The following is a 26,980-nucleotide window of genomic DNA, read 5'->3' as shown; positions in this document are numbered from 1 at the left end:
ACAAAAATACAATTGAGGTGAGTAACATATGCATTGGGCGTATGAAGTAGCACATGAATTGATTAGAAAAAATCCAAACAAAGAAACCTTTGTTTGTGCATCTGGAATTAGTCCATCTGGTTCTGTTCATATAGGGAATTTCCGTGAAATATTAACGACTTATTTTGTTGTAAGGGCGCTTCAAGATTTAGGGAAGAAGACTCGTTTTATCTTTTCGTGGGATGATTACGACAGGTTTAGAAAAGTTCCCAAAAATATTGATCTATCTTTTGCACAATACATTGGTATGCCGTACTGTGATATTCCTGATCCCCATGGGTGTCATAACTCATATGCAGAGCATTTTGAAAAAGAGTTTGAGAAATCGCTACAAGCATTTGGGATTGAAGTGGAATTCATTTATCAGCATGCTGAGTATAGAAGTGGAAGGTACAACGAAAAAATATTAGAGTCTTTGTATAAAAGAAAAGAAATATATGATATTTTAATGGGTTTTAAAACTGGAGAGTGTAGCGATGAAGAACGAGAGAGCTTTTATCCAGCTACATTGTATTGTGAGAGATGTGGAAAAGATGCAACAACTATTACCCATTTTGCCGAACTATTAAAAACAGTTCGGTATGAATGTGAATGTGGAAATAAAAATGAATTATCAATATTAGAGACAAATAAAATGAAACTGAATTGGAAAATAGACTGGCCGATGAGATGGGAAGTAGAAGATGTTATCTTTGAACCTGGAGGGAGAGACCACTCATCTGAAACGGGTAGTTATAATGTATCAAAAGAAATTGCAAGGAAAATATTCAATTATGAAGCTCCCCATTACGTTGCTTATGATTTCATTGGAATTAAAGGGCATCATGAAAAAATGTCCGGTTCTTCAGGGAATAGTATTACACCTAGCGACTTATTAAAAGTGTATTTACCAGAAGTAATTCTTTTTATGTTTGCAAAATATAAGCCGGGCGCAGCTTTTCATATCGGACTTGATGAAGATGTGATTCGAAATTATACAGAATATGAACGACTGAGGGACAGTTATGAAAATAAAACGCTCAGAAATGAAGATTTATTTGATGCAATTAAACTTTCTAGAGTTGATAGCCGATTTAAAGAGTATCCAAAATTTAATCAAGTAGCAGGAACTTTACCTTTATTAAATTTTGATTCATCTATTTTACAAGATATATTAGAGAAAATAGATAGGAGCTATGGATTACCTGAAATGATAGCGATAAGTAATCGTGCAGAGTATTGGATAAGAAACTTTCAATCTGAAAAATTAATTGCGGTAAATCAAGAGAAAAATACGGAGTTTTATAACACATTAGGTGAAAGGCAGAAAAAATGGCTAGTAGAAGTTTGTAAAATACTTCGCTCTAATAAAGATTATTCTAACTTAATGGAACAATTGTATCCGATTTGCCATCATGAAAATAAAAAAATAATGAAAGAAAATCAAAAACAATTATTTACCATTATATATAGGCTCATTATGAATCAATCAAGTGGTCCACGTATACCTTTATTAATACATGTGGTAGGCGCCAGAAAATTCGTCACATTATTAGATTTCTAAAATACAATTAAAAGCAACGCAAGTACTAAAAAGAATAGGTAATTGCGTTGCTTAATTTTTGCTATCGTGAATACATTTTTGGACATTCATCACCACGTGGTTCGTAAAAACAATGGCTTTTAAATTGTCCTGCAAATGGCTGATTATACCATTCAGGTGGGCAAGATCCGACTGGACGGAAATACCAAAGAGCCCATCTGGCTGGCCATCGCCATTCACCTTGTAACACTTTTCTTGCGATTTCTTTTTCTGAGTCACGAGCACGTTGATAAAAGTATCCGTATTGTACCGCTTCGAATCCACCAGGACTTTGATATACTGCATCACTTACAGATCGAAGTTGTTTAAAATCTAAGCAATCACAAAATACACGATTTACTACAACACATCCAACAAGTTGTTCACCTTGTCGTCCTTCGCCCTCAGCTTCAGCACGGATTAAACGTGCTAGTAAATCAACGTCACTTTCGTTGTATGGAATAAGGGGCATTGTAATACCACCTTTCTTTACCTGTTATAGTAAAGAGTGTATGTTTCAAAATGAGCTAAGTGCATTTTTCTTGAAAATAACTACTAATTTTAAAAAGGAGCTTATACGGAAAAAAGCTAATTATTATATGGAAGATAAAAAACGAAAAAGGAGAGGTATTATGCATCGTATACATAAAGAACATATCATTTACGCAATGTCACCAGAAAATAATCCATGTATTGAAGTAGAAATTGGGAGCCGTCTTGTATTTGAAACATATGATTGCTTTGAAAATCAAATTGATTCGGAAAATGTCGTATTTCAAGAACTAGATTGGAATCGAATTAATCCAGCGACTGGACCTGTATATATTAAAGAGGCAGAACCTGGTGATATATTAGTCGTAATGATTGAAAAGATTAAAATTTCAGAGCAGGGTGTTTTAACTACAGGAGCGAACCTGGGTGTAATAGGTAATGAGCTAAATGAAAATACAGTAAAAATTATTCCAATCCAAAATGAACATGTAATATTTTCGGATGAACTACAAATACCAGTTAATCCGATGATTGGTGTCATTGGCACGGCCCCTAAAGAAGACAGTATTTCATGTGGTACGCCGCATGATCACGGCGGGAATATGGATTGTAAAGAGATAAAAGAAGGAACAACATTACTATTACCAGTCAATGTCCCTGGGGCACTATTAGCGTTAGGTGATTTACATGCTGCGATGGGTGACGGTGAAATTGGTGTAAGTGGAGTAGAAGTCGCTGGGGAAGTAACTGTAACAGTTCAAATTATAAAAGGAAAGCAATGGCCACTACCGATGGCTATCCAAAAAGAAAAAATGATGACCATTGCTTCAGAGAAATTGTTAGATGATGCAGCGAATCGTGCTGTACATAATATGGTGACATTTTTACATGAAGAATTAGAAATGCCTAAAGCTGATGCAACTCTTTTATTATCAGCAGCAGGTAATTTGAAAATTTGTCAAGTTGTGGATCCGCTGAAAACGGCGCGGATGGAACTAGGAATGGATTATGTGGAGAAACTTGGATTTACTTTGAGTGAATTTAATATTAAATAAGAAAAATAGAAGAAGGATACTTTTGTATAAAAGCATCCTTTTTTAATTTACGTATTTAATGAAAAGAGGTAGTATTTATTTTGTATAATGGTATATGAGATTGTGGATCGAAAAGGAGTAAAACAATGGTTAAAATTATGATTGTAGAAGATGATATGAAAATTGCAGAGCTATTATCAACTTATGTTGCGAAATACGGTTACCAAGGAATTATTGTATCGGATTTTCAAAATGTGTTAGACATATTTTTAGGAGAACAACCAGAGTTAGTTTTATTAGATATTAATTTACCGAGTTTTGATGGATACTATTGGTGTCGTCAAATTCGTGCGGTTTCTACATGCCCGATATTATTTATTTCGGCTCGTGAAGGCACGATGGATCAAGTTATGGCGTTAGAAAATGGTGGCGATGATTTTATTCCGAAGCCTTTCCATTATGAAGTTGTAATGGCGAAAATTCGTAGTCATTTAAGACGTGCTTACGGAGATTATGCACCGAAACTAGAAGAACGTATGGTTGAGCAACAAGGTCTTTGTTTATATCCCGAAAGACTTGTATTAAAACTTATGAATCAAGAGATTGATATTACGAGAAACGAAGCCATTTTATTAGAGACGTTAATGAAAAATTATCCGCGTGTTGTGAGTAGAGAAGTGTTACTAAATAAATTATGGGATAGTGAATCCTATGTTGACGATAATACGTTAAGTGTAAATACAACACGGGTGCGTAAAAAATTAAAAACGTTACATATTGAAGGAGCGATTGAAACAATTCGTAGTGTTGGATATAGACTGCATATTACTTGGGATACTGGTATGGAAAAATGATAAAACTGTTTATACGTGATCATATACCACTTATTTGTTTTACAGTATTTCAACTTCTGTCCATATTCCTTGTGTATTGGTTTGATGGGCATAACCACATTACAACAGCGTTATATGCAATGTTTTTAGGTGCTTTTTTTATGGTAAGTTATTTATTATTTCGCTATTTTACACATCGTTCTTTTTATGAGCGCTTAGCAAATCCGATGCAATCTTTAGATGAATCTGTTCAAAAATCTGATTTTGCAGCTGTATCTACTGCACTTCAAGATCTGCTTGAAGTGCAATATCGCCATTATCAAAATCAGCTCCAATTGCAAGAGAGAAAAAATAATGATCATTTAACCTTTATGAATCAGTGGATTCATCAAATGAAAACACCTTTATCTGTAATAGAATTAATTACACAGGATGAAGTGGATTCGCGTTTTGAAAGTATTAATGAAGAAACAGATCGGTTGAAAAAAGGGTTAGAGATGGCTTTGTATGTCGCACGTTTAGAAGCATTTACACAAGATTTCTATGTAGAAAGAGTGCAACTACATCAAATAGTGAATGATTCCGTGCATGAACATAAACGCTTTTTTATCCGAAATTTTGTATATCCAGAACTTGAAATTGATAAAGGTATTACTGTAGAAAGTGATGCGAAATGGTTACAATTTTTAATCGGACAAATTATATCGAATGCGATTAAATATTCATCAGGTAGTAGAGAAAAGATTAAAGTAAAAGCATGTAAGGAAGGTACTACAGTTGCACTTGAAATTATCGATAGTGGCGTAGGGATACCGAAGCAAGATTTACCAAGAGTGTTTAAACCTTTCTTTACAGGAGAAAACGGTAGAGATTTTAAAGAATCAACTGGAATGGGACTATATCTTGTATATGAAATTACAAAACAATTAGGACATAGTGTAGAGATCCATTCAGAAGTTGGTAAAGGTACCGTTGTACGAATTAAATTTTGTAATGTGTAAAAAGTGATTCAGGCTAAAGAACTTTTGAGATAAGTTTTTTAGCCTTGTTTTGTACTCTTAATAAAATTAGAGAATGAAATATTATATACCTAAGAGAAGCAAAACGAACCTGATAAGAATAAATGAAATACTAGATATATAAACACTTTTTAATAATAAAATAGAAAGCTTTATTAGTTGTAAATGATAGGGGGATTGAAATGGATATTCGGAAAATGAGGTATTTCATAACGGTGGCAGAAGAATTAAACTTTAGTCGTGCAGCAGAACGTCTTATGATGGCACAACCTCCTTTAAGCCAAGAAATTCGTAAATTAGAAGAAGAATTAGGGGTTCAACTTTTTCATCGAACAAAAAGAATGGTTGAACTTACCGATGCTGGGAAAATATTTTTAGAAGGTGCACGGCAAACGTTGCTTCAAGTAGATAGAACCATTAAAGAAACACAGCTTGCGGATGAAGGGAAGATAGGACATTTAATAATTGGTTTTGTCGATTCTACAGAAACCGTTATAGAGATATTAAAAAAATTCCGAGAACGTTTTCCTAAAATACAGCTCATATTACGCGAGATGACAACAGACCAGCAAATAAAAGCACTCTATGAAAAACAAATTCATATTGGATTTATTCGTTCTAAGCAGAATAATGAAATATTGTCTTCCGAAGTTTGTTCTGAGGAGTGTTTAAAATTGGTTTTACATCAAGGTCACCCTTTAGTTTCGTTACCTAACATTTCAATCAAATCGTTAGTTAATGAACCATTTATTTTATTTCCCCGTCATTTTGGTACAAATTTTTATGATTTAATTATTAGTTACTTTTGGGAACATGGAGTAAGTTTGAATATCGTTCAAGAAGCGATTCAAATGCAAACGATTGTGAATTTAGTTGCTACAGGAATGGGGATTTCTGTCGTTCCATCATCAGTGGAAAGTTATAAAAAATCGGGAGTCATATATAAAGCAATACAAGAAAATACCCCGAAAATAAATTTATATGCTGGATGGAGACTAGATGAAAAGTCTGTTGTGTTAGAGAACTTTTTAACAGTTGTTAGAGAGGTTTATATGACTTCACAATTTGAATTTGAAAAGTAAAAGCCCATCTTGATGGGATGGGCAGTGGGGAATTTGGAAAGGAAAACTTCTATTTTTATTTTAAAGTCACTGATGATTCAACCTGTTTTACTCGGATCGTACTCAACAAAACCTTTTAGTACGCTATCAATTTGATACATAATTTCAGGTTGCAATTTAACACTAGAAGCAATTACGTTTTCTCTTATTTGCTCCGGATTTGATGCGCCAATAATTGCAGAGGAAACAGCTGGATTTTGTAGCACCCAAGCAACTGCGAGTTGAGATAGGGTAAGATTAGTTTCTTGCGCGATGGGATTGAGTTTCTGGATAGCAGTGAGTACATCATCACTCATCCAACGTTGCACGAGTTTTTGGAAAAATGGTTTACCAGCATCTGAGTTAGCACGTGATTGATTCGGTATTGGTTTACCAGGTTGATATTTTCCTGTGAGAATACCTTGTGCAAGGGGAGACCAAACAACTTGACCAAGTCCCTCACGTTGGCATGTTGGTATTACATCAGTTTCAATAACTCGCCACAACATCGAATATTGAGGTTGGCTAGCGATAAGTGGAATGTTCAATTCTCGTGCAAGTGCTGCACCGCGTGTAATTTGTTCTGATGTCCACTCACTTACGCCCAAATAAAGGACTTTACCTTGTCTTACAAGATCTGCAAAAGCTAACATCGTTTCCTCAAGGGGAGTTGTTGTATCAAATCTATGTGCATAATAGACATCGATATAGTCTGTCTGCAACCGTTTTAATGATGAATTACAATTTTCTATAATATGTTTTCGTGATAATCCACGATCATTTTTTCCAGGTCCGGTCGGATGGCATACTTTTGTACATAGTTCTATACTTTCTCGGCGTATACCTTGCAAAGATCGGCCAAGTACTTCTTCGGCTATAGTGTCTGAATAAACATCAGCAGTATCGAACGTTGTAATTCCGACATCTAGTGCGGCTTTCACACAGTCATTTGCAGTATCCTCATCTACTTTTCCACCATGGTTTATCCAGTTCCCATATGCAATCTTGCTTACTGTTAATCCACTGTTTCCTAGTTTGCTAAACTCCATTGTAGTATCCTCCTTTTAAAATGATATCTTCATTATAAGAACTGAAATTTAATATGTATAATATATAATTTATTGGAGAGTTATATAAAAAATATATAAGAGGGAGTGCTTAGAAGTTTACATGATAGTAAAATCTAAAGCAGTATCACATATAATTACATTTACTCATACAGTACTACTATGGTACAATATGGTTACTAACGACGGAAAGGAATGATGGGTGGACGATGATTAACTAATCTTATTTTTAAATGTTGAAATTAAATAAATTTCAATTTATAAAAAATAGGATTAGTCTGCCCGATTTCCATACAATAGTATTGCTATTTATTTTGCTTAATAGCTTATTTGGGTATAAATATTTTAATGACTAATCCTGCCAAATTAATTTGGGAGGATTTTTTTGTTCTCCCTTAATGAAAGGGATCGGTAATATGAAAGAACTTTTAAAATTAAATGATGTTTATGTTGAAATAATAGAAAATACTTTATTAGAGAAAATGAATGTTACAGTAAAACAAGGGGATGTTATCGGATTAATTGGTAAAAATGGTGCTGGTAAATCAACGTTACTTCAATTAATTAATGGGCAGATTGAGCCATCAAAAGGTACTGTTGAATGGCAGCAAATGAATGTGACAACGGCATATGTTGAACAAGAAACAGAATCCTTTATTAGTAATGATGTGATTGCAAAAGAAGCAGAACTTCTTGCGAAATGGGGCGTGCCAACGAACGATTTTCTTACTTTAAGTGGTGGTGAAAAGCTGAAAGTTCGATTAGCAAAAGGGTTTTCCGAAAATCCAAATTTATTAATATTAGACGAACCGACAAATCATTTAGATGAGACGAGTACGGAATTTCTCATTAAACAAATAAAAAATATGAGAGGTACAGTTATCGTCGTATCGCATGATCGATATTTTTTAGATGTTGTCGCAACAAAAATATGGTCAATTGAGGATAAAAAATTAATTGACCATAGCGGTAATTATACGAGTTATATGAAAGCACGTGAGCAAAAAAGAATGACGCAGCAGCGTGAATATGAAAAACAGCAAAAAAAGATAGAACAAGTAGAATCACAAATAAACGAATTAAGTTCATGGTCACAAAAGGCACATGCACAGTCTACAAAACAAGAAGGCGTTAAAGAATTTTATCGTGTGAAAGCGAAGCGAATGGATGCGCAAGTGAAGTCGAAACGGAAACGTCTCGAAAAAGAGCTTGAGAAAACGAAAGTAGAACGTGTTAAAGAAGAGTATTCAGTTGAGTTCTCTATTCAAGCGAATAAAAAAGTAGGAAAACGCTTTTTAGAAGTGAAACAATTGAGGAAAGAATTTGATGGACGAACATTATTCGAAAACGTTAATTTTACAATCCAACACGGTGAGAAGGTTGCGATTATTGGACCAAACGGAAGCGGGAAAACAACATTACTGAAGATGATTATGGGCACGGAGACTGTTCAAGGAGAAGTATGGATTTCACCATCAGCAAACATCGGTTATTTAACACAAGAAGTATTTGATTTACCACTTGATAAAACACCAGAAGATTTATTTTTTAAAGAGACATTTGAAGAAAGAGGAAAAGTCCAAAATTTAATGAAACATTTAGGGTTCCAGGCTTCTCAATGGAAAGAGCCGATTGAGCAAATGAGCATGGGAGAACGAGTGAAGTGTAAGCTAATGACCTATATTTTAGAGGAAAAAGATGTACTTATTTTAGATGAACCGACAAATCATCTAGACTTACCTTCAAGGGAACAACTTGAAAATACATTGGCTGAGTATAATGGAACATTAGTTATAGTTTCTCACGATCGATATTTTCTAGAGAAAACAACTAACACGAAACTCGTGTTTTCAAATAATACGATACAAAAGCAGTTAGAAGAGCCTACTAAAACAAGAGATGATATTGAAGAGCTACGTTTAACGTTAGAAACAGAGAGACAAGAAGTATTAGGTAAATTAAGCTTTTTAACTTCTAACGACAAAGAATATAACGAACTTGACGAACGATTTAAAGAACTTACGAAACAGATAAAGGCACTTTAATGTAATTATGGGAACCTTCTAGCTAGGAGGTTCCCATAATTACTGATTTTTATACGGGATTAAGGGGTGGGAACATGAGAGGAGAAAATTTGACTAGGTTATTTAGAATAGACTGTGGTGATATTTACTTACAAGAGTTTACCATTCAAGATGCGGAGAGTATTTATAAAATATCGAATCAGCCGGAAATAGAAAAGTTTTTACCAGACTGGAAATCACCGAAAGAACAGAGGGTTCATTGGATTATCAATGATGAAATACCAGCAAATCAAGCATTTCTTGATACCGTGAAAACAACATCTAACATAGAGGTTCATTCTTTACAGCTGGGGATATTTATTAAAGATACAAATGAATTTATTGGATGGTGCTGTACAGGCATTAAAGAAGAACTCCCTTCACCGAACAGAGAAATTATGTATGCTATTTCAAGCGAGTATCAAAATAATGGTTACGCTACTAAAGCGACTAAAGGGTTGATTGACTATTTGTTCAAAAATACAAATGTAGATGTTCTTAACGCAGTTGCTTTAATTAACAACGTACCATCAAATAAAGTTATTGAAAAATGTGGATTTACTTATCTGAGTCAACAAACGATAGAAAACCAACTATATAATCATTATCTATTAAGTAAATCAGAATGGATAAAAAATATAGCTCTTTAAAAGGAGCTATAATGAAATGATTACAAAAAAGCTTAGAGCTAAAACTCTGAGCTTTTTTACATTCAAGTGTACCACTTACCATATCAAAGCGACAATTGGGATGGCTTCTTGATGAATTTGCTTTTCACCAAAAACAGGGCATCAAGCTGTGCATGCGAGAACCCCCTTTATAAAAATCATATATGTAAAGGAATTTGGATGATTTTGTCGAATGCATTTATCTATGAAAACACCACTTTCTCACTCGAATAATCCTAAAATTGAATCACTTCAAACTCAAGTAGAAGAACACACGGTAAAAGTGAAGGCGAGCGAAGGTTTGTATATAAAACTAACGGTTGAGTGTTAGTGGATTAAATGTTTTAAGATATGAAATAGTTTAAATGAGGGAGGGGAACGCATATCATAATTTGGTTTCGTCATTTGCCACAGATAAGTATGGATTTCGCAGAATGGACTCCTTTTATTAAGAATAATTGGTATCGAAAACATTATCTGAAGTTTGTATATCTACTTCAGATAATCATTTTTCTGATACCCTATTTCTTTGAAACAAGTTTCACTCATATTAATATATTTTATCTCATCATAATAGGTATCTTTGTCTTCATCATTCACGAATGTCTACACATTTTGGTCATAAGTAACAAAGGTGATATTAGCTTAACATTTAGTGGAATATTTTTTTGGCTAAATACAAATGCAATCCTATCCAAAACGAGATTTTGGGTCTTTATGAGCTTGCCCATTATTGTATTATCGGTAGTCCCTGCCGTTATGTCGTTTTATGTATCAGGAAATATCAAATCAATCATATTATTTGTATGTTGGATAAACACATTAATTTCCTCCTCAGATATCTACAATTCATTTTTAATTGCCATTAAACCGAAGAACTCAGTTTTTTGCAGAGGTTATTATAAAGTGAACTAGTATTAAAAGGGTAACTCAAAAATGTTTCAACTAAAGGCATAAGTTAAAATATAATTTTTGAAAGTAAAAGACCGATAAAACAATCGGTCTTTTCTCATTTATATAATAAAGATTTGATATAAACAGCATTGTATTTCATGCCACTATACAATTATTATAAGATAGTTATACGTTAATTTTAGTTTGAAAACAGTTTTGTTATCAGTTTTTTTAGAAATCTTACAAGCGTGTAAGATAAATGAAAGATGAATCAATATGAGCTGTAAGACAATTCCTTTACACTTTATAGTGAGCAGTACAAATGAAGGGAGAATATAAATGGAAATTTTACATGCAAAAAGTATTAGTAAAGTATATAAGGGGAAAATACCTTTTAAAGCATTGGTAGATATTGATTTATCAATTCAAGAAGGTGAATTTATAGGGATTATGGGACCATCAGGAAGCGGGAAAACAACGTTATTAAATATGGTATCTACTATCGATTCTCCAACATCGGGAGAAATATTAATAAATGGCACAAATCCTTTCCAATTATCATCAGAAGATTTAGCGTTATTCCGCAGGAAACAATTAGGATTTGTTTTTCAATCATTTAATCTTCTTAGCACACTTACTGTAAAAGAAAACATCGTATTGCCGATGACATTAGATGGTGTTTCTGTGCAAGAAATGAACAAACGAGTGGAAGAAATTGCAGAGAAATTAAATATTACAGATATATTGAGTAAAAGAACTTTTGAAATATCAGGGGGGCAGGCTCAAAGAACAGCAATCGCTCGTGCAATCGTTCATAAGCCGCAATTATTACTTGCAGATGAACCAACAGGGAACTTGGATTCTAAATCTTCAAATGATGTAATGGAGATGCTAGATGCTCTTAATAAGGAAGAAAAGGCAACGATGATGTTAGTTACACATGATCCGTATGCAGCCAGTTTTTGCAGCAGAGTTATATTTATTAAAGATGGTCAACTATATAACGAAATTTATTGTGGTGAAAGCAGGCAAGCATTTTATCAAAAGATTATGGATGTCCTTTCTTTGTTAGGGGGGAAAAGACATGACTTTTCGTCAGTTCGCATTTAATAATATTTTTCGTAATAAGCGTACATATGCTGCTCATTTTTTAAGTAGTGCATTTTCTATTATGATTTTCTTTACGTATGCTCTTTTATTATTTCACCCTGATTTACAAGGTGAGTTACAATCGACAAGTGCAACAATAAGTGCATTTGGTACATTGGGGTTTAGAATTTCGCAAGGATTGATTTTTGTATTTTCATTTTTCTTTATTTTATATTCAGTTAGTTCGTTTTTAAAAACGCGTAAGAAAGAATTTGGCATATTAATGATGCAAGGTATGTCAATGAGACAGCTTAAGAAATTATTATTGATTGAAAATATGTTAATTGGATTTGGTTCAATTTGTATAGGAATTCTCATAGGTCTCATATTTTCTAAATTAGTTTTATTGATAAGTGCAAGTGTATTAATGATCAATAATGGTTTGCCTTTCTATATACCGATACAAGCGGTACTATTAACAGTCATCACGTTTCTTTTCTTATTTTTAATTGTTTCGCTTGTTACTTTTAAAATGGTAAAAGTAACAGAACTTGTAGAACTCATTCAAGCAGAAGAAAAACCAAAACCTGAACCGAAATCTTCAATTTTATTATCGCTACTTTCTTTAATTAGTATAGGGTGTGGATATATTTCAGTATTTCGATTTATCTCAAGTCACAGTTTTATTATGCTTGGAATTGGTGTACTCCTTGTAATTATAGGAACGTACTTTTTATATACACAGTGTAGCATTTATATATTGCATCTTGCGAAAAGGAGTGAATCTTTCTTTTTAAAAAGAACAAATATATTAACATTCTCAGAATTGATTTACCGTATGAAAGATAATGCAACCATGTTTTTTATAGTATCTATTATTTCAGCAGTTGCATTTACAGCAATTGGTACGACAGCTGCTCTCGGTAATAGGGATTTGGTAAGAATGACAAATCCGTATACATTTCTGTATGTAAGTTTTGAAACAGACAAAGAGGTAGATAAAAATCTCTCTACTATAAAAAAACATCTTGCTGATGCTAATATTCCTTATCGAATGGCTTCGTCTTCAAATAAATATACAGAAAGTAACGTATATGTAATAAAGTTAAGTGAATATAACGAACTTGCGAGAGCACTCGGGTATCAACAAGAAACGATTGAAAAAGAAGATGAAATTTTACTAATCCCTGGAATGGTATCCCAAAAACAAGAATTTAGAAATGGTGACTATAAAAAGAATATTGAAGTCATTCAAGGAGATTGGACAAAGACATTTCGTGTGAAAAAAGCTGTAGAAAATTTAGTTTTACCGCATGATACTAGAAGTATTTATATTGCTGTTCAAGATCATGTGTATGATGGAATTCCTGTTTCTCCTGACCAAGATGATATAGGTGATCAAAATCGTACTTACGGATTTGTTGTAGATGATTGGATGAAAACGAAAGAGATTTCAAACCAATTAAATAGTATATTTGAAAAAGATGTTAGCAAAGATAATTTCTACTTTCAAGCTTTAACATTAGATTTGTTAAGTGCAAAGCAAACGAATGGATTATTACTTATGGCAAGTGTTTTAGTCGGAATCGTCTTCTTCACATTCGCTGCTAGTTTTATCTATTTTCGATTATATACTGATTTGGATCGCGATCAACAGCAATATAAAATGATTTCGAAAATGGGATTAAGTAAACGAGAATTAAAAAAAGTTGTAACGAGACAGTTAGTATTAATGTTCTTCTTACCGATTGTCGTTGCAGTGATTCATACTGTAGTCGCTTATACGGCATTACAACAATTAGTCGATTTTTCTATTTTAAATAGCTCTATCGTTATTTTAATTTCGTTTATATGTATACAAGTTTTATATTTCTTTATAACTCGTTGGCGTTACCTACAAAAGCTGTATAAAACTATGGAACAATAGAGGATATCAACTATTAAGATTACAGAAAATCATGTAAAAAACAAATTGAATTATGAAAGGAACCGTGATGAAAAGAACACTAACTATCTTCATGTTAACTATAATAATTTTAATAAGCTTAAGCGCATGTTCTAAAAATGAAGACTTATTCCCAGCTAACGGTGTACTAATCATTGGAGATGAGAATAATACTTCACCAATTATTAATCGTTATAAGGAAAATACGAAAGAAAATGAAGTTTATTCAGTGAAAACAGGTAAATTTGGAAAAGGGAAGGTACTAATATTAAATGAATCTACTGCGCAAGCGATGATTAAAGAAAAGATTTTTTGTAAACGGGATAATGTATCCAGTTCTATGCCTATAGACACATTACCGAATTTCCCAAAAGAAGGCTCACTATTATTTACACATGAAGACGAAAAGACTATACAAAGTATTGAAATAGAAGGAAGAGAGATTCCCGTTAAATATGATAGTAATGCTTGGATTGGTAACACTCGTAATTATGGGTTTCAATGGTATGTGATTGTAGCGAAAAATAGTGTATATAAAGAAATAAAAGCAAATGAAACGAAAATGCAACTTCTTCATCTGAAAAAATCTTTAGGTGACGAAAAACCTAAAATGTCGACAGATAATACATTGATTAATGAAAATGTAAAAGTAAGAAAGCTAATTAAAGGTTTAGAAGGAGAAGTATCTTTTCAGTTTGTAACGATTGGAGAAAAATCTTAAAAAAGAGTTCAAGGTTGATAAAAACTTTATCAGTCTTGAACTCTTTTTAGTTTATAGACCAATCAAATATTATGCTTTACATTACTTCATTTAATCGAGTCTCACTCGTTTCTTCAATCGTATTTGAATTTTGAACTGAATTATTTTGAGCTTCTTTTTCTTTACGGACTTTTTGTAGCATTTCAAGTATGATCCATAAAGGAACACCTTTATCTTTCAACATCTTCCATAAATCTAATTCGTTAAATTTATGCTCAGGTTGTTTCATTTCTTTTTCAGATGAACGAATATCAAATTTGATTGGATCATTTGATTTCTTATCTTCAAGTTTAGTAGAAGAGATAGTATTATGCTCAAGATTAGATGGAGTTATTTTAGTAGGTTGAGATAATGTATGAATGTTTGATCCGATTTGCATGCTTTTTTCCTCCTTTTCAAGCAATAAAATTAGTTTTCTTATGAATATTAAATCCATTTAACATGAGGAAACTACATTAAATTATAAATTCAAATAATTAGATTTACAAGTTGTATTGTAAAAAGTAAATGTTTACTTGAATTAATATTTATCAACATTTGTGTATGTTTTCTATATATACAACGTATATAAAATACTTTACATTATGTTTAAGTTAAAAACGAATTGTGTAAATCTTTTTCACAGAAAAATGTAAACGTTTTATTAGGGGGAGAAAGTATGGGGAAGTTATTTTTAAAAATATGTTTTTTTACATTAGTGACTGTTTGTTCATTCGCGGTGAAAACAACTTACGCTGAAGAGAGGCAACAAAATCATTATCCTATCATTTTAGTGAATGGATTTGCTGGATGGGGTAGGGAAGAAATGCTAGGGGTAAAATATTGGGGTGGTGTTCATGATATACAGGAAGATTTAAAAAGAAATGGTTATACAGTTCATACGGCTGCTGTTGGCCCTGTTTCTAGTAATTGGGACCGTGCATGTGAATTATATGCGCAAATTAACGGTGGAACAGTAGATTATGGTGCGGCGCACGCTGAGAAACATGGACATAATCGTTTTGGTAGAACTTATAGTGGATTTGCACCGAATTGGAGTGAAACAAATAAAGTACATTTAGTTGGGCATAGTATGGGTGGACAAACGACAAGAACATTAGTGCAGCTATTAAAGGAAGGGAGTTTTGAAGAAAAGAATTATGTGAAAAACTATCCAAACGCAAAGATATCACCACTATTTGAGGGTGGTAAATCATATGTTCATAGTGTTACAACATTAGCAACTCCGCATAATGGGACAACACTTGCCGATGGAAGTCTCTTGTTGCCGTTCGTTAAAGATTTACTCATTACTGCTGCAAGTTTAGGAGGAAACAATAATTTATCATTATATGATTTTAAATTGGATCAATGGGGTATGAAAAAGAATGGTGGAGAGTCCTTTTTCCAATATACTGATCGTATTTTAAATAGTTCAATTTGGAAAAATACAAAAGATATAAGTCAATGGGATCTAAGTACTGATGGTGCAAAAGAGTTAAATAATTGGGTAAAGACGCAATCGGATGTATATTACTTATCGTATAGTGGACATGCATCGCAAGCAGCACCTATAACAGGTTTACAATTACCTCATATTACGATGAACAAAGTGTTAATGGGTAATGCATTTTTCTTAGGTTCCTATGCAAGATATGAAGAAAATCGCCCATTAATTGATACATCTTGGTGGCAAAATGACGGTGTAGTAAATACAAATTCTATGATTGCGCCTTCGTCTAATATTGCCGTAAATAATAATGAGTCTTTACAGGTTGGAAAATGGAATCATATTGAAACGAAAGTAAATTGGGATCATCTCGATATGGTAGGATTAAGTGTTTCAGACACGTTAGGTTTTTCTAATATTCAAGAATTTTATAGAACAATTGCAGAAAAGTTATCACGGCTACCGCAATAGTTAATAATAAAGCGCTCTCGATGGAATTCGGGGGCGCTTTATATTATATTGAAAGAGGGATTTGGTAGGAAAATATGGGGGGATATTATGAAAATTCAAGTTGTATTATCAGGATATGGGACAGTAGGAAGAGAGTTTATAAAATTATTAAACGAAAAATATTTATATATATATGAAACATATGGAATTAACTTAGTTGTTAGTGGAGTAATAGGAAGAAATATTGCAATACATAACGAGGAAGGGTTGCAGATTAATGATTTATTGAAGTATGGTAGTGGTTCTGCTGCAATTGAAAAATATATCGAACATTATCCAGAGGAACGCGGAACAATTAATATAAATGGTACTGTATTGGTTGAATCAACTGCTACAAATCTTAAAAATGGAAATCCAGGGAAACAGTATATGAAACAAGCTATTGAAAATCAAATGGATATAGTAGCTATTTCAAAAGGTGCACTTGTTACAGCTTGGAGTGAACTAAATGAGGCAGCGCGTATTTCAGGCTCACGTATTCGATATAGCGGTGCAACTGCGGCTGCGTTACCGACATTAGACATTGGACAACTAAGTTTAGCAGGTTGCCATATTGAAAAAATAGAAGGAATATTGAACGGGACAACAAATTATATTCTTACAAAGATGCATGAAGAAGAAAAGACGTTTGAAGAAGCGTTGCAAGAAGCACAAAATAAAGGAATTGCGGAGACTAACCCGTTATTAGATGTAAGCGGGATGGATAGCGCTTGTAAATTATTACTTTTGACGAATAGTTTAATGGGAACAGATTATTCACTCAAAGATATACAAATAAACGGAATAGAGCACGTTACAACGCAACAAATTCAAAATGCAAAGGAACAAAATAAATCTATTAAATTGATTGCATCAGCATATAAAGATGATAATGGAAAAGTAAATCTTAGTGTAAAACCTTGTAATTTAGAGAAAGAACATCCATTAGCAAATATAAATAGTACCGAAAAAGGAATTACATTCTTTACGGATTCAATGGGACAAGTGACAACGCTTGGAGGGGCCTCAAACCCACGTGGGGCAGCCGCAGCCGCTTTGAAAGATTTAATCAATCTATATCGAAAGGATTTATAGGCTTTATAACCGTACCGCTATTCATAAAAAATACATATGTGGTGGACCTTTTGAGAATGAAATAAATATGCAAAAATAATTGCAGGGGGTAAGGAATTGTTTAAGGATTTTAAAGTTGTAAAAGATCGTCCCGTTTATATTCAATTAAAGGATTATTTAAAAAAGATGATTATGAAAGGGCATTTGTTGGGGGATCAAAAAATCCCATCAACAAGGGAACTGAGTGAATTATTATCAGTGAGCAGAAATACAGTACTCTCTGCTTACGCGGATTTAGAACAAGAAGGACTCATTTATGCAGTTAAAGGAAAAGGAAATTTCGTTGCGAAGGTGGATATATCTAACACCTCGTCTGTTGAAATAGATTGGAAAAATAAACTTAATGCTGTTACCACATTAGCGGATGAATTAGACTTAATGAAACATGGAGTTCGCTGGGAAAAAGGAATGATTGTTTTTAATAGTATAGCCCCGGACGAAAAGCTATTTGATGTTGAAAATTTCAAAAGAGCTTTTCTTACTCGTATGTCCATTGAAGGGGATATCGTATTGAACTACGGATATGCAAAAGGTTATCGACCGTTAATGAATTATCTACTTCATTACATGGAAATGAAAGGTGTAGATATTTCGAACAAAGATATTTTAATTACAAATGGATTTACAGAAGGATTAGATATTGTACTTTCTTCCTTATCGAAAAAATCAGGGCGTGTTATTTGTGAGAATCCAACTCACCATGCTGCATTGAAACTTTTTCGCTTACATGGACTTGAAGTTCATGGGATAGATATGAATGATGATGGTATTGATACGACTGAAGTAGAAAAAAGTTTGCGTGAAAAGGATTTTGATTTTGCGTATTTAATTCCTTCTTATCATAATCCAACTGGTATTGTTACGAGTTCGGAGAAAAGAACGGAATTGATGAGGATATTTTCGAAATATAAGGTTCCTATTATAGAGGACGGATTTAATGAAGAATTACGTTATTCAGGTTCACATTTATCGCCGTTATTAACTTTTGCTGGGGCTGGTAATAATGTGATTTATATTAGTAGCTTTTCGAAGGTACTTTTCCCCGGTTTACGTGTAGGTTGGATCATTGCAGATAAAGAACTGATACATTATTTAGAAAGTGTAAAAAGAGCAAGAACGATTCACACTTCTACTTTAGATCAAGCTGTTCTGTTTCAATATTTACATGAAGGATATTTTGAAAAATATTTAAAAAAAGCAAGGTCTGTTTATAAGAAAAAATATGAGTTAGCTGTTGGGGCATGTAATCAGTACATTCCGTTTAAAAGAATGACTGGAGATGGTGGACTTCATTTGTTTATAGAGTTGGAAGAAAAAATTCAAGCCCGCACACTTTTACAAAAGTGTTATGAAAAAGGAGTTACGTTTTCTCCTGGAGATGTTTTTTACTCTGATGGAGGAGGAGCGAACACATTCCGATTAGGATTTTCACGTTTGAAAGAAAAGGAAATTGTTAGCGGGATTCAAATAATTGGTGAAACATTAAAAAATGAAACTTGGAGTTGAGAAAATGAGAATTGGCGTTATTATGGGAGGAGTATCCTCTGAAAAACAAGTATCAATTATGACTGGGAATGAAATGATTGCACATTTAGATAAGAATAAGTATGAAATAGTTCCAATTACTTTAAATGAAAAAATGGATTTAATTGAAAAAGCGAAAGACATTGATTTTGCATTGCTAGCATTACACGGAAAATATGGAGAAGATGGTACAGTTCAAGGGACGCTTGAGAGTTTAGGTATTCCTTATAGCGGTAGCAATATGTTATCTAGCGGTATATGTATGGACAAAAATATTTCAAAAAAGATTTTGCGTTATGAAGGAGTAGAAACACCAGATTGGATTGAACTCACAAAAATGGATGATCTAAAGCTTGAAGAATTAGATAAGATAGGATTTCCGTTAGTGGTAAAACCTAACTCTGGTGGCTCAAGTGTTGGAGTAAAGATCGTCAATGATAAAAATGAATTAATCTCAATGCTGGAAACTGTATTCGAATGGGATTCTGAAGTAGTAATTGAGAAGTATATAAAAGGTGACGAGATTACATGTTCAATTTTTGATGGTAAACAGTTACCTATTATTTCGATTCGACATGCAGCTGAGTTTTTTGATTACAATGCAAAATACGATGATGTTAGTACAATTGAAGAAGTTATTGAACTTCCAACTGAAATTAAGGAACGTGTGAATAAAGCGTCAATGGCTTGTTATAAAGCATTAAAATGTAATGTTTATGCAAGGGTTGATATGATGGTGAAGGACGGAATTCCATATGTAATGGAGGTTAATACATTACCAGGGATGACACAATCAAGTTTACTGCCGAAAAGTGCAGAAGCAGCGGGAATTAGCTATAGTAAGCTATTAGATATGATCATTGAAACTTCATTAAAAGTAAGGAAAGAAGAAGGTTTTTAAGATAATTGTACAATTAAAACTTTTGATAGTTCCACGAAATATGCTATGATAATTACAATACAACAACTAAATATTTATCCACTAGAGGGGCCTTTTATAGGCTGAGATCAAATGTGATTTTGAGACTCTTAGTACCTGATCTGGTTAATGCCAGCGTAGGAAAGTGGGGAAGACATGATATTTAATGCATAAATTAATATTGTCTATTTCACTTTCTTTACGCCTGTAAAGAAAGTTTTTTTATTTCATTAAATGTGGATAAATACTTATATTTTATAAATTATTGGAGGGATTTAAATGACTTTTTCACAATCATTACGTAAAGAAGTAGATTCAATTTGGGAAGCGAGTTTCAATCACCCTTTTGTAAAAAAGCTTGGCGAAGGAACGTTAGATTTAGCTAGTTTCCGTTATTATGTGCTTCAAGATTCATATTATTTAAGTCATTTTGCTAGAGTACAAACGTTAGGTGCTGCAAAGGCTCTTGAATTAGAAACGACGGCTCGTATGGCGCATCATGCACAAAATACGTATGAAGCTGAGTTATCTTTACATGAGAATTTCGCAAAGAAATTAGGGATTACAAAAGAAGAAAAAGATAATTTTATTCCTGCGCCAACTGCATATGCATATACATCTCATATGTATCGTGCAGCTTATGAAGGGCATTTAGGAGATATTATTGCGGCTATTTTACCTTGTTATTGGTTATATTATGAAATCGGTGAACGATTAAAAGAATGTCAACCAGAAGAGCCAATTTATCAAGAATGGATTTCTGCATATGGATCTGATTGGTTCCGTACTCTAGTAGAAGAGCAAATTACACGATTAGATACGATTGCTGAAAAAGTAACAGAGGCAGACCGTAATCGTATGAGACAACATTTTATTTTTAGTAGTCAATATGAATATTCATTTTGGGAAATGGCATATACATTAGAAAAATGGCCAGTGACTGAAGAAGTTAAAGGGATTATTTAATAAAGAATATATAAAAGGTATCGCTATATAAAGAGGCGTTACCTTTTATTATGTTTAATTTATGTAAATATTTTGTAAATCATAGATAAAAAATACAATAATGAATTATAATGATTTTGTAATGTATAGTGACATAAGGAGGTATTTATATGTTAATAGTAACTTTTTATTAATTTGATTTTGATAATATATTATTTATATAATCAAATGTCTTTTAGCTATTTTCTTTAATCTGCTTGGTTTAAATTTGATTCGTTTATGCTTAAAAAAATTGGTATCTTTTCTAGTATTATTTATGATCAATATATATTAAGAGAGGAAGTATTAATAATATGGAAAAATTACGGTTATTAACATTTAAAAATATAGTAGAACCCCTCTATAATGAGAAAGTATCGTATATTTACTTTCCTATTGAATGGCTTGAGATTGTAGAGATACATTATAGAACATTTTTATTAACGAGCAAATTAAAACTTGTAAATGAAAGATTGTATGATATGTTTTCTGATATATTGTTCATTCAGCATGATCCATATGTATTAAAGGAAGATACACCTTGGATTGTAGCAAAAGAACCAATGAGACAAGAACAGTTAGACTATATTTTCCAAAGCTGGTATGAGGTTATTCATGATTGGAAACCGAATAAATTAATAGATCCACCACATTTAGAATGGCAGTATGATTTAATTAGTAATTTACCAGTATTACATGATAAAAAAACGTTTTCTAAATGGGTACCAGCTTTAATTACTCATATTTTTTGCGAACAGCCTTTACGTATGGAAAATAAAAACGAGGAAGAAATATATTTTTCGCCACTGCGATCACAAGATGTTTTTGAAGCGATGTCTGAGCCAATTAAAGATGAAGAAACACATGATTATTTCGCTTATGTATATCGGTTTGAATACGTAACTCGTGGAGGTGAGAATATTCCACTATTAAAAGTATCCGTAGGGATTAGGCGGTTTTATCAACAATATAATCATAAAGATATTCCTATACTTTTAGGGCGGAAGCGGAGCCAAATACTGATTTCAACTCCTGAATTTGAATTAAATAATAAAAAGCAAAGGTTTATAAAGTTAAAAGTGCAACAAGCTGAAAAAGGAATAAAATGGATTAAACGTTTTAGAAATTTAAAAGATGAGTATAGGATAGGTGGAGAAGTTAAATTAGAGGACATTCTCCAATGTCCGAAAGAGTATATTAGAGGAACTAATGTAAGAGTGCTTCTTCCATATAACGAAAATATATATAAAGTTCAAGGAACAAAAATAAAATTTGGTATAAAAGTAAGAGAAAAAGAGGAACTTTTTAATGAATTCCAACTAAGCTTCCCATATTTTACATCACTTCCAGAATGTGAAAAAGTATTAACTGATAATGAGAATGAGTTATTACCTTTATTTGCTCCAAAGGGATTAGACACAATTACGTTAGAAGTATGGTCAGATGACATAATAATAGAGATAGAACAAGCGTTATTAGATAGCAAAATAGTTTTAGCTCAAAATGAAGATTCATCCTATGTATTAAATGCAGATAATCCGGTGCTGTTAAAAATTGAAAGATACAACATTGAAAAATTATTACAAAATCCATATAGAATGCAATATAGCCATAAAAACAAAAAGAAACTTGTAGACGATGTCGTAAAAGCTGTACATGTTACGGCAGGTGAGCAAAATGAAATGAAATTAGCATTAATTGCAATGAAAAATTGTGATGGTCGCGAAAAAATTAATCCAAAGCAAATCATTCGGGAAGGATTCGCTCGAACGGAACGTATTTCAGCATTTATTAATTTATTTATTGGACAAAGTGTATCTAAAAAAGAAATTATTAATGCCATTCTTAGTTTGTTAGAACAAAAGGGATTCTTAAAGCGTAGTTGGAATAAGATAAAATTACCGGGGATAATTGTAAATTTATCAATTGAGAAAATGTCTAAATATGATTTCTTACCTATTTTTTCAAAAATAAATGGGAGAGAAATATTATATAAATTATATGGGCAAGAAGAATGGGGCACAATTGATCACACGTTATTAAATATAGGTAATAATAAAGTGTTTTTACCACAACCATCAAAAAGGAATGATATAGGAGTCAGTTTTAAACAATTTATGTCAGAAACATTAGTTGAAATTTCACAAGATGCACATAAACAAAATAAAGAAGTTTATTTTATTGTAGATGCAAATATGAGGAAATATTGGATAGAGGAATTGCAAAATGAAAGCGTTAATATCAAGGTTTCACCTGAAATAATCCCAAATTTTAAAGAGGATATAAACATAATTAGAATTAATACTAACTCAGATGTACCGAACTATATTGTTAGAGATCAAGAATATGTTATAGATGAAACGAGATTATTTGTAGATCAAATGGGAATTTACTATAGCACGGCTGCATACGAATTAAATTGCAATGAGATAGTACAGCAGCACATACTCGAAGTTATCCCGTTTGGTGTAAAATCTGAGGAAAGAGAAGAAATCGCCAAAATGATACATTACATGTGCTGTAAATCAACCTTGCTCTCGGAACAAAATATTCATAATACGCATGTAATGCATATGGTTAAATTAATTAAAAATTATACTACAGATATTGATTCAAGGGAGTTTAAAGAATTCAGTGACGAATTAGATGCAGATGTAATAATTTTAGAAAAAGAAGATGCATTGATATTAATATAAATAATAGTATACAAATCCTGCTAGTCATAATGAGCGGGATTTGTCATTTTTTCATGTAAATAAGGCTATCCTTTGTCATGTATCTTTTCTTTTACGTATTTACTTTATTTACATACAGGATTAAGATGTTTTTTAGAAATACAAAAACTACATCATATGGAAAAGCGATTTTTATTAATTGAAAAGAAAATTTGAAAGGAATGGGGAATTGTGAAGAAATTAGATGTATTATTAATGCTACTGAGCGGCCTCTTTCCAATTGCAGGAATGTTAAAGCAAATCCCTCTTGAACACTCTTTATATATTGGAGGACTTTTATTTTTTACTAGTTTCGGTAGTTACTTTGCGAAAAAGATATATTCACGTATATGTAGCTGGATAGCATATGCGCCATTTATAACATTACTGTTAGTCATTTGGAATCAGGATATTTCAACAAGTTCAATAATTGCGAACGCGAAAATCGCCGCTTGCATTGCGTTAATTCCGTGTTTATTCCGATTTCGTACATACGGTCTTACTTTGGGCTTATTCTCATTATGGGCCGCTTTACTATGGGATATAAAAGAAGTACAGTCGTTAGTCATACTTGAGCGTATGATGAGTTTAATGACAAGCCATTACTTATATATCCTCCTTTTAGTTGGAGGACTTATATTAGGTGGATTACTTGCGATGTTATTACACCGTAAAGAGAAAGACAATGATAAAGAAAATACTAATTTATTTAAACAAAAAAAGAAACGAAAAAGGCTATCCTTTAAGATTCGTCTTCCAAGATTACCGAAACTTAAAATGAAATTATTTAAGTTTAGTGGAAAAGCATCTAAACATAAAACACCAGAAAGAGTCCATGAGCATAATTACGAAGAACCAGTTGCGAAATATGAAATGACAGAGCAAATAGATCAATACAATGAAGGCACTGTTCAAGGGCAAACAAGGATGGAACGCCGAAGAAGTAGGTATAATGCATAATGAAATTTAGTAACCTCTTAATGATTAAATCATTAAGGGGTTTTTTATGTAATTAAATTTAGATTGCTAATGAAGGATTCATAGCATATGTTAAAGGTGGGGACTTCAATAAAATAATGGGAGGACAAATTGCTTATTATTATATATACATCTACTTGTATATTATTCTTAGTTAGCTTTTTACATGTTTATTGGGCTTTCGGAGGTAAGCGAGGGACAGATAGTGTTATTCCAACTAAATCTGGAGAAAAAGCGTTTACGCCTCGGGGAGGAATGACATTATTCATTGCGTTACTATTAAGTATGGCAGCAATAATTTTATTACAACAAGCAAATGTTGTTCATTTTGCAGTTCCTCGTTTAATTATTCAAACGGGTTCCTGGATTTGTATGATTGTGTTTTTCATAAGGGTAATTGGTGAGTTTTATTATTTTGGTATCTTTAAACGAAAAAAAGATACGCATTTTGCTAGAATGGATACTATTTTATATATTCCCCTTTGTCTTTTTTTTAACTCTCACATTCCTATTAGTAATAATAAAGTGAACATATATGATACACTATAATCTACGTTATTTTAGTAATGAATAGAGGGATTTACATGATAGATAAAATTAAAAATGTTGTTGATGAAATGTATGAGGATGAAGCAAAACATTTACTGCAAAGCATTCTTATACAATTAGATTTATTAGAAGAGAACTATAGTGAAGATACGATTAAACACTTGATAAGTATACCTAAGCAACTAACGAGTAATACATCTTATAAAAAGAATGTAAAAGAAAGTACACACATTCATATCGCTTTTGATGATTCAACAACTGGGTGTTTAAAATATATGTTAAGTCAAGAAGAACTATTTGAGGAGAGTGTTGTTGCATTCTCTGAATTCTTTTCAATTGGACCGATTAATCAATTACATACGAATAAAGGGCAACTCGCAAGACAGCAATGGTTATTAAACAACTTAACTTCTTATGATAGTTATTTTGAAGAAGAATATTTACCAAGATTTATGGAAACTTTAGAAGAACTACATTCTATTCCTAATGAAACACCTATTACCATTTGGAAGGCAGATAACGCACATGAACATGTAGGCCTTTGTTTTGTAATGGCGCAATTAAAAGGTAAGAAAAATATTCGAATCATTAATACATCTGAAGTGAGTAGAGAAATCTTAAACCAAGAGTATGATATACGTGGAACGGGAGAATTATCGCCCGAAAGTTTAGCTACTTTCCAAAATAGTTTTGCAGAATCACCGTTTTTAACTAAAGAAAGCAGAGTGAATCTTGAACACGAGTGGGATAGTTTATCGAATAGTATGGAATTTTTAAGAGTTTGGAAAGACAATGAAGTGCATTCTGTACAAGAAGAATATTTTGACCAATTCATTATTGAGTGTGCGAAAAAAGTAGGTGCTGATAAAGACTTCCTTAAAGCTCCGAGAGTAATTGGTGAAGCGCTTGGTCTTGTAGAGCAATTAGTTGGGGATACTTTCTTAGAGTATCGCTTGAAAGTATTAATTAAACAAGAGGTATTTGAATTTGAAGGTTCATTAGATCAAATGCGTTTTTATAGTGTGAAGTTGAAAAAATAATAATATATTCCGTTTATAAAAAAGCTCGTATTTTTGAAAAAAAGATACGAGCTTTATTTTTTTAGTTTAATTTGGGCTATACATAAGCTTCCGATAGGTGTTATATCACATATGAATGTTAAAGGTAATGAATGAAAAGAAGGTGATTTGTTAATATGTATAACCAACAAAATTATCCATATGATCAAACGATGTATTATAATCCACAACAATACGGATATGAACCTGATATCGAAGTTAGAGAGGTTGAACTAGAAGATTATAGACCAGATGATGCGGAAGATGCTCCAACGTCACCACCACCGTCACAAGCTCCGTCTTTACCATCCACATTTGCTTCTCCTGCACAAGCGGGCAATATGAAATCATGGATGTGTAACTGTTTAGGGAGATGGGGATATTTACGTTTACATCGTCCTGGTCCATTTGGAAGAGACTTATGGTTTTTTCCGACAGAAGTAAGAAGAAGTGGGGTATCCGGCTACACTTGGCAAGCTGGTCGCCGCCGCAAAGTAAGTTATCGATATCAACAAATTAGTAATTTTATGTGCTTCGCATAATAGGAAGTGAGAGAGTAGAATAATTTTACTCTCTCACTTTTTTATTTTTCAATATACGAAGTAAGATTTTAATTAAAAATTTACAATTTTCTATTT

Annotated in this window: 23 protein-coding genes, 1 pseudogene and 1 riboswitch; of the genes and pseudogenes, 21 read left to right on the top strand and 3 right to left on the bottom strand. The window is 32.6% G+C overall.

The features are described 5' to 3' along the window. Positions 1-28 precede the first annotated feature (28 nt). Positions 29-1,582 (top strand): lysine--tRNA ligase, encoded by a 1,554-nt coding sequence (lysS, locus tag EXW56_RS12950; protein WP_215596596.1) that lies wholly within the window; start codon positions 29-31, stop codon positions 1,580-1,582. Between the two features lie 61 nt (positions 1,583-1,643). Here lysS and EXW56_RS12945 read toward each other — a convergent pair whose 3' ends face one another. Beyond that, the gene (locus EXW56_RS12945; protein ID WP_215596595.1) at positions 1,644-2,072 is read right to left on the bottom strand and encodes a cell wall hydrolase; all 429 of its coding nucleotides are present in this window, start codon (positions 2,070-2,072) and stop codon (positions 1,644-1,646) included. Between the two features lie 160 nt (positions 2,073-2,232). Between EXW56_RS12945 and EXW56_RS12940 the strand changes: the two genes are divergently transcribed. From EXW56_RS12940 to EXW56_RS12925, 4 genes are all read left to right on the top strand, one after another. Beyond that, positions 2,233-3,147, top strand: a complete 915-nt coding sequence (locus EXW56_RS12940) for an acetamidase/formamidase family protein (RefSeq protein ID WP_215596594.1) — start codon at positions 2,233-2,235, stop codon at positions 3,145-3,147. Positions 3,148-3,272: 125 nt separating this feature from the next. Further along, complete coding sequence (locus EXW56_RS12935) at positions 3,273-3,980, top strand: response regulator transcription factor (protein WP_215597560.1); 708 nt, start codon at positions 3,273-3,275, stop codon at positions 3,978-3,980. Further along, positions 3,977-4,960 (top strand): sensor histidine kinase, encoded by a 984-nt coding sequence (locus EXW56_RS12930; RefSeq protein WP_215597559.1) that lies wholly within the window; start codon positions 3,977-3,979, stop codon positions 4,958-4,960. Before EXW56_RS12935 ends, EXW56_RS12930 begins: the two co-directional genes overlap by 4 nt. Before the next feature lie 200 nt (positions 4,961-5,160). Continuing rightward, the gene (locus EXW56_RS12925; RefSeq protein ID WP_215597558.1) at positions 5,161-6,060 is read left to right on the top strand and encodes a LysR substrate-binding domain-containing protein; all 900 of its coding nucleotides are present in this window, start codon (positions 5,161-5,163) and stop codon (positions 6,058-6,060) included. A 77-nt stretch (positions 6,061-6,137) separates the two neighbouring features. On the opposite strand, the gene EXW56_RS12920 is transcribed toward EXW56_RS12925, so the two are convergent. Next, positions 6,138-7,127 carry an aldo/keto reductase family protein gene (locus EXW56_RS12920; RefSeq protein ID WP_215597557.1) on the bottom strand — a complete coding sequence of 330 codons (990 nt, stop codon included), beginning with the start codon at positions 7,125-7,127 and terminating at the stop codon, positions 6,138-6,140. Between the two features lie 434 nt (positions 7,128-7,561). Between EXW56_RS12920 and abc-f the strand changes: the two genes are divergently transcribed. The 6 genes from abc-f (at position 7,562) to EXW56_RS12890 (ending at position 14,525) form a co-directional block, all read left to right on the top strand. Continuing rightward, positions 7,562-9,190, top strand: coding sequence for a ribosomal protection-like ABC-F family protein (abc-f, locus tag EXW56_RS12915; RefSeq protein ID WP_215558583.1), 1,629 nt, complete (start codon positions 7,562-7,564; stop codon positions 9,188-9,190). A 74-nt stretch (positions 9,191-9,264) separates the two neighbouring features. Further along, on the top strand, positions 9,265-9,858 hold the full coding sequence (locus EXW56_RS12910; protein ID WP_215597556.1) for a GNAT family N-acetyltransferase: 594 nt from the start codon (positions 9,265-9,267) through the stop codon (positions 9,856-9,858). A gap of 438 nt (positions 9,859-10,296) precedes the next feature. Then, the gene (locus tag EXW56_RS12905; RefSeq protein ID WP_078173674.1) at positions 10,297-10,791 is read left to right on the top strand and encodes a DUF3267 domain-containing protein; all 495 of its coding nucleotides are present in this window, start codon (positions 10,297-10,299) and stop codon (positions 10,789-10,791) included. Positions 10,792-11,109: 318 nt separating this feature from the next. Next, entirely contained in the window at positions 11,110-11,880 is a 771-nt protein-coding gene (locus EXW56_RS12900) for an ABC transporter ATP-binding protein (protein WP_199659506.1), read from the top strand. After that, on the top strand, positions 11,855-13,786 hold the full coding sequence (locus EXW56_RS12895; RefSeq protein ID WP_215597555.1) for an ABC transporter permease: 1,932 nt from the start codon (positions 11,855-11,857) through the stop codon (positions 13,784-13,786). Before EXW56_RS12900 ends, EXW56_RS12895 begins: the two co-directional genes overlap by 26 nt. A 52-nt stretch (positions 13,787-13,838) precedes the next feature. Next, a complete protein-coding gene (locus EXW56_RS12890) occupies positions 13,839-14,525 on the top strand; it encodes a lipoprotein BA_5634 family protein (protein ID WP_080013714.1) in 687 nt (228 codons plus the stop codon). A gap of 76 nt (positions 14,526-14,601) precedes the next feature. Here the strand turns inward: EXW56_RS12890 and EXW56_RS12885 are convergent, their stop codons facing one another. Beyond that, positions 14,602-14,943: a DUF3914 domain-containing protein gene (locus EXW56_RS12885; RefSeq protein WP_215558580.1), complete on the bottom strand. Its 342-nt coding sequence runs from the start codon at positions 14,941-14,943 to the stop codon at positions 14,602-14,604. Positions 14,944-15,222: 279 nt separating this feature from the next. Here EXW56_RS12885 and EXW56_RS12880 point away from each other — a divergent pair, with 279 nt between their 5' ends. From EXW56_RS12880 to EXW56_RS12835, 10 genes and pseudogenes are all read left to right on the top strand, one after another. Continuing rightward, positions 15,223-16,464: an esterase/lipase family protein gene (locus EXW56_RS12880; protein WP_002200302.1), complete on the top strand. Its 1,242-nt coding sequence runs from the start codon at positions 15,223-15,225 to the stop codon at positions 16,462-16,464. Positions 16,465-16,551: 87 nt separating this feature from the next. After that, a complete protein-coding gene (locus tag EXW56_RS12875; RefSeq protein ID WP_215558579.1) occupies positions 16,552-17,577 on the top strand; it encodes a homoserine dehydrogenase in 1,026 nt (341 codons plus the stop codon). 96 nt (positions 17,578-17,673) lie between these two features. Continuing rightward, the gene (locus tag EXW56_RS12870; protein WP_215558578.1) at positions 17,674-19,122 is read left to right on the top strand and encodes a MocR-like pyridoxine biosynthesis transcription factor PdxR; all 1,449 of its coding nucleotides are present in this window, start codon (positions 17,674-17,676) and stop codon (positions 19,120-19,122) included. 4 nt (positions 19,123-19,126) lie between these two features. Further along, positions 19,127-20,041 (top strand): D-alanine--D-alanine ligase, encoded by a 915-nt coding sequence (locus EXW56_RS12865; RefSeq protein ID WP_215558577.1) that lies wholly within the window; start codon positions 19,127-19,129, stop codon positions 20,039-20,041. 73 nt (positions 20,042-20,114) lie between these two features. Beyond that, positions 20,115-20,220, top strand: a riboswitch (TPP riboswitch). A gap of 118 nt (positions 20,221-20,338) precedes the next feature. Further along, a complete protein-coding gene (tenA, locus tag EXW56_RS12860; RefSeq protein ID WP_199659501.1) occupies positions 20,339-21,025 on the top strand; it encodes a thiaminase II in 687 nt (228 codons plus the stop codon). A 332-nt stretch (positions 21,026-21,357) separates the two neighbouring features. Beyond that, positions 21,358-23,739, top strand: a complete 2,382-nt coding sequence (locus EXW56_RS12855) for a pPIWI_RE module domain-containing protein (protein ID WP_215597554.1) — start codon at positions 21,358-21,360, stop codon at positions 23,737-23,739. Between the two features lie 210 nt (positions 23,740-23,949). After that, entirely contained in the window at positions 23,950-24,717 is a 768-nt protein-coding gene (locus EXW56_RS12850; RefSeq protein WP_199659499.1) for a DUF3959 family protein, read from the top strand. 129 nt (positions 24,718-24,846) lie between these two features. Further along, a pseudogene (locus EXW56_RS12845) lies at positions 24,847-25,264 on the top strand (DUF3995 domain-containing protein). Between the two features lie 55 nt (positions 25,265-25,319). Then, positions 25,320-26,324 carry a DUF1835 domain-containing protein gene (locus tag EXW56_RS12840; protein ID WP_199659498.1) on the top strand — a complete coding sequence of 335 codons (1,005 nt, stop codon included), beginning with the start codon at positions 25,320-25,322 and terminating at the stop codon, positions 26,322-26,324. Positions 26,325-26,479: 155 nt separating this feature from the next. Beyond that, positions 26,480-26,884: a hypothetical protein gene (locus tag EXW56_RS12835; protein ID WP_002110206.1), complete on the top strand. Its 405-nt coding sequence runs from the start codon at positions 26,480-26,482 to the stop codon at positions 26,882-26,884. The last annotated feature ends 96 nt before the right edge of the window (positions 26,885-26,980 follow it).

Source organism: Bacillus mycoides, from assembly GCF_018742245.1.
Lineage (GTDB): Bacteria > Bacillota > Bacilli > Bacillales > Bacillaceae_G > Bacillus_A > Bacillus_A cereus_U.
Note: the sequence above shows the minus strand (reverse complement) of the source record. Positions and strands in the feature narration are given on the sequence as shown.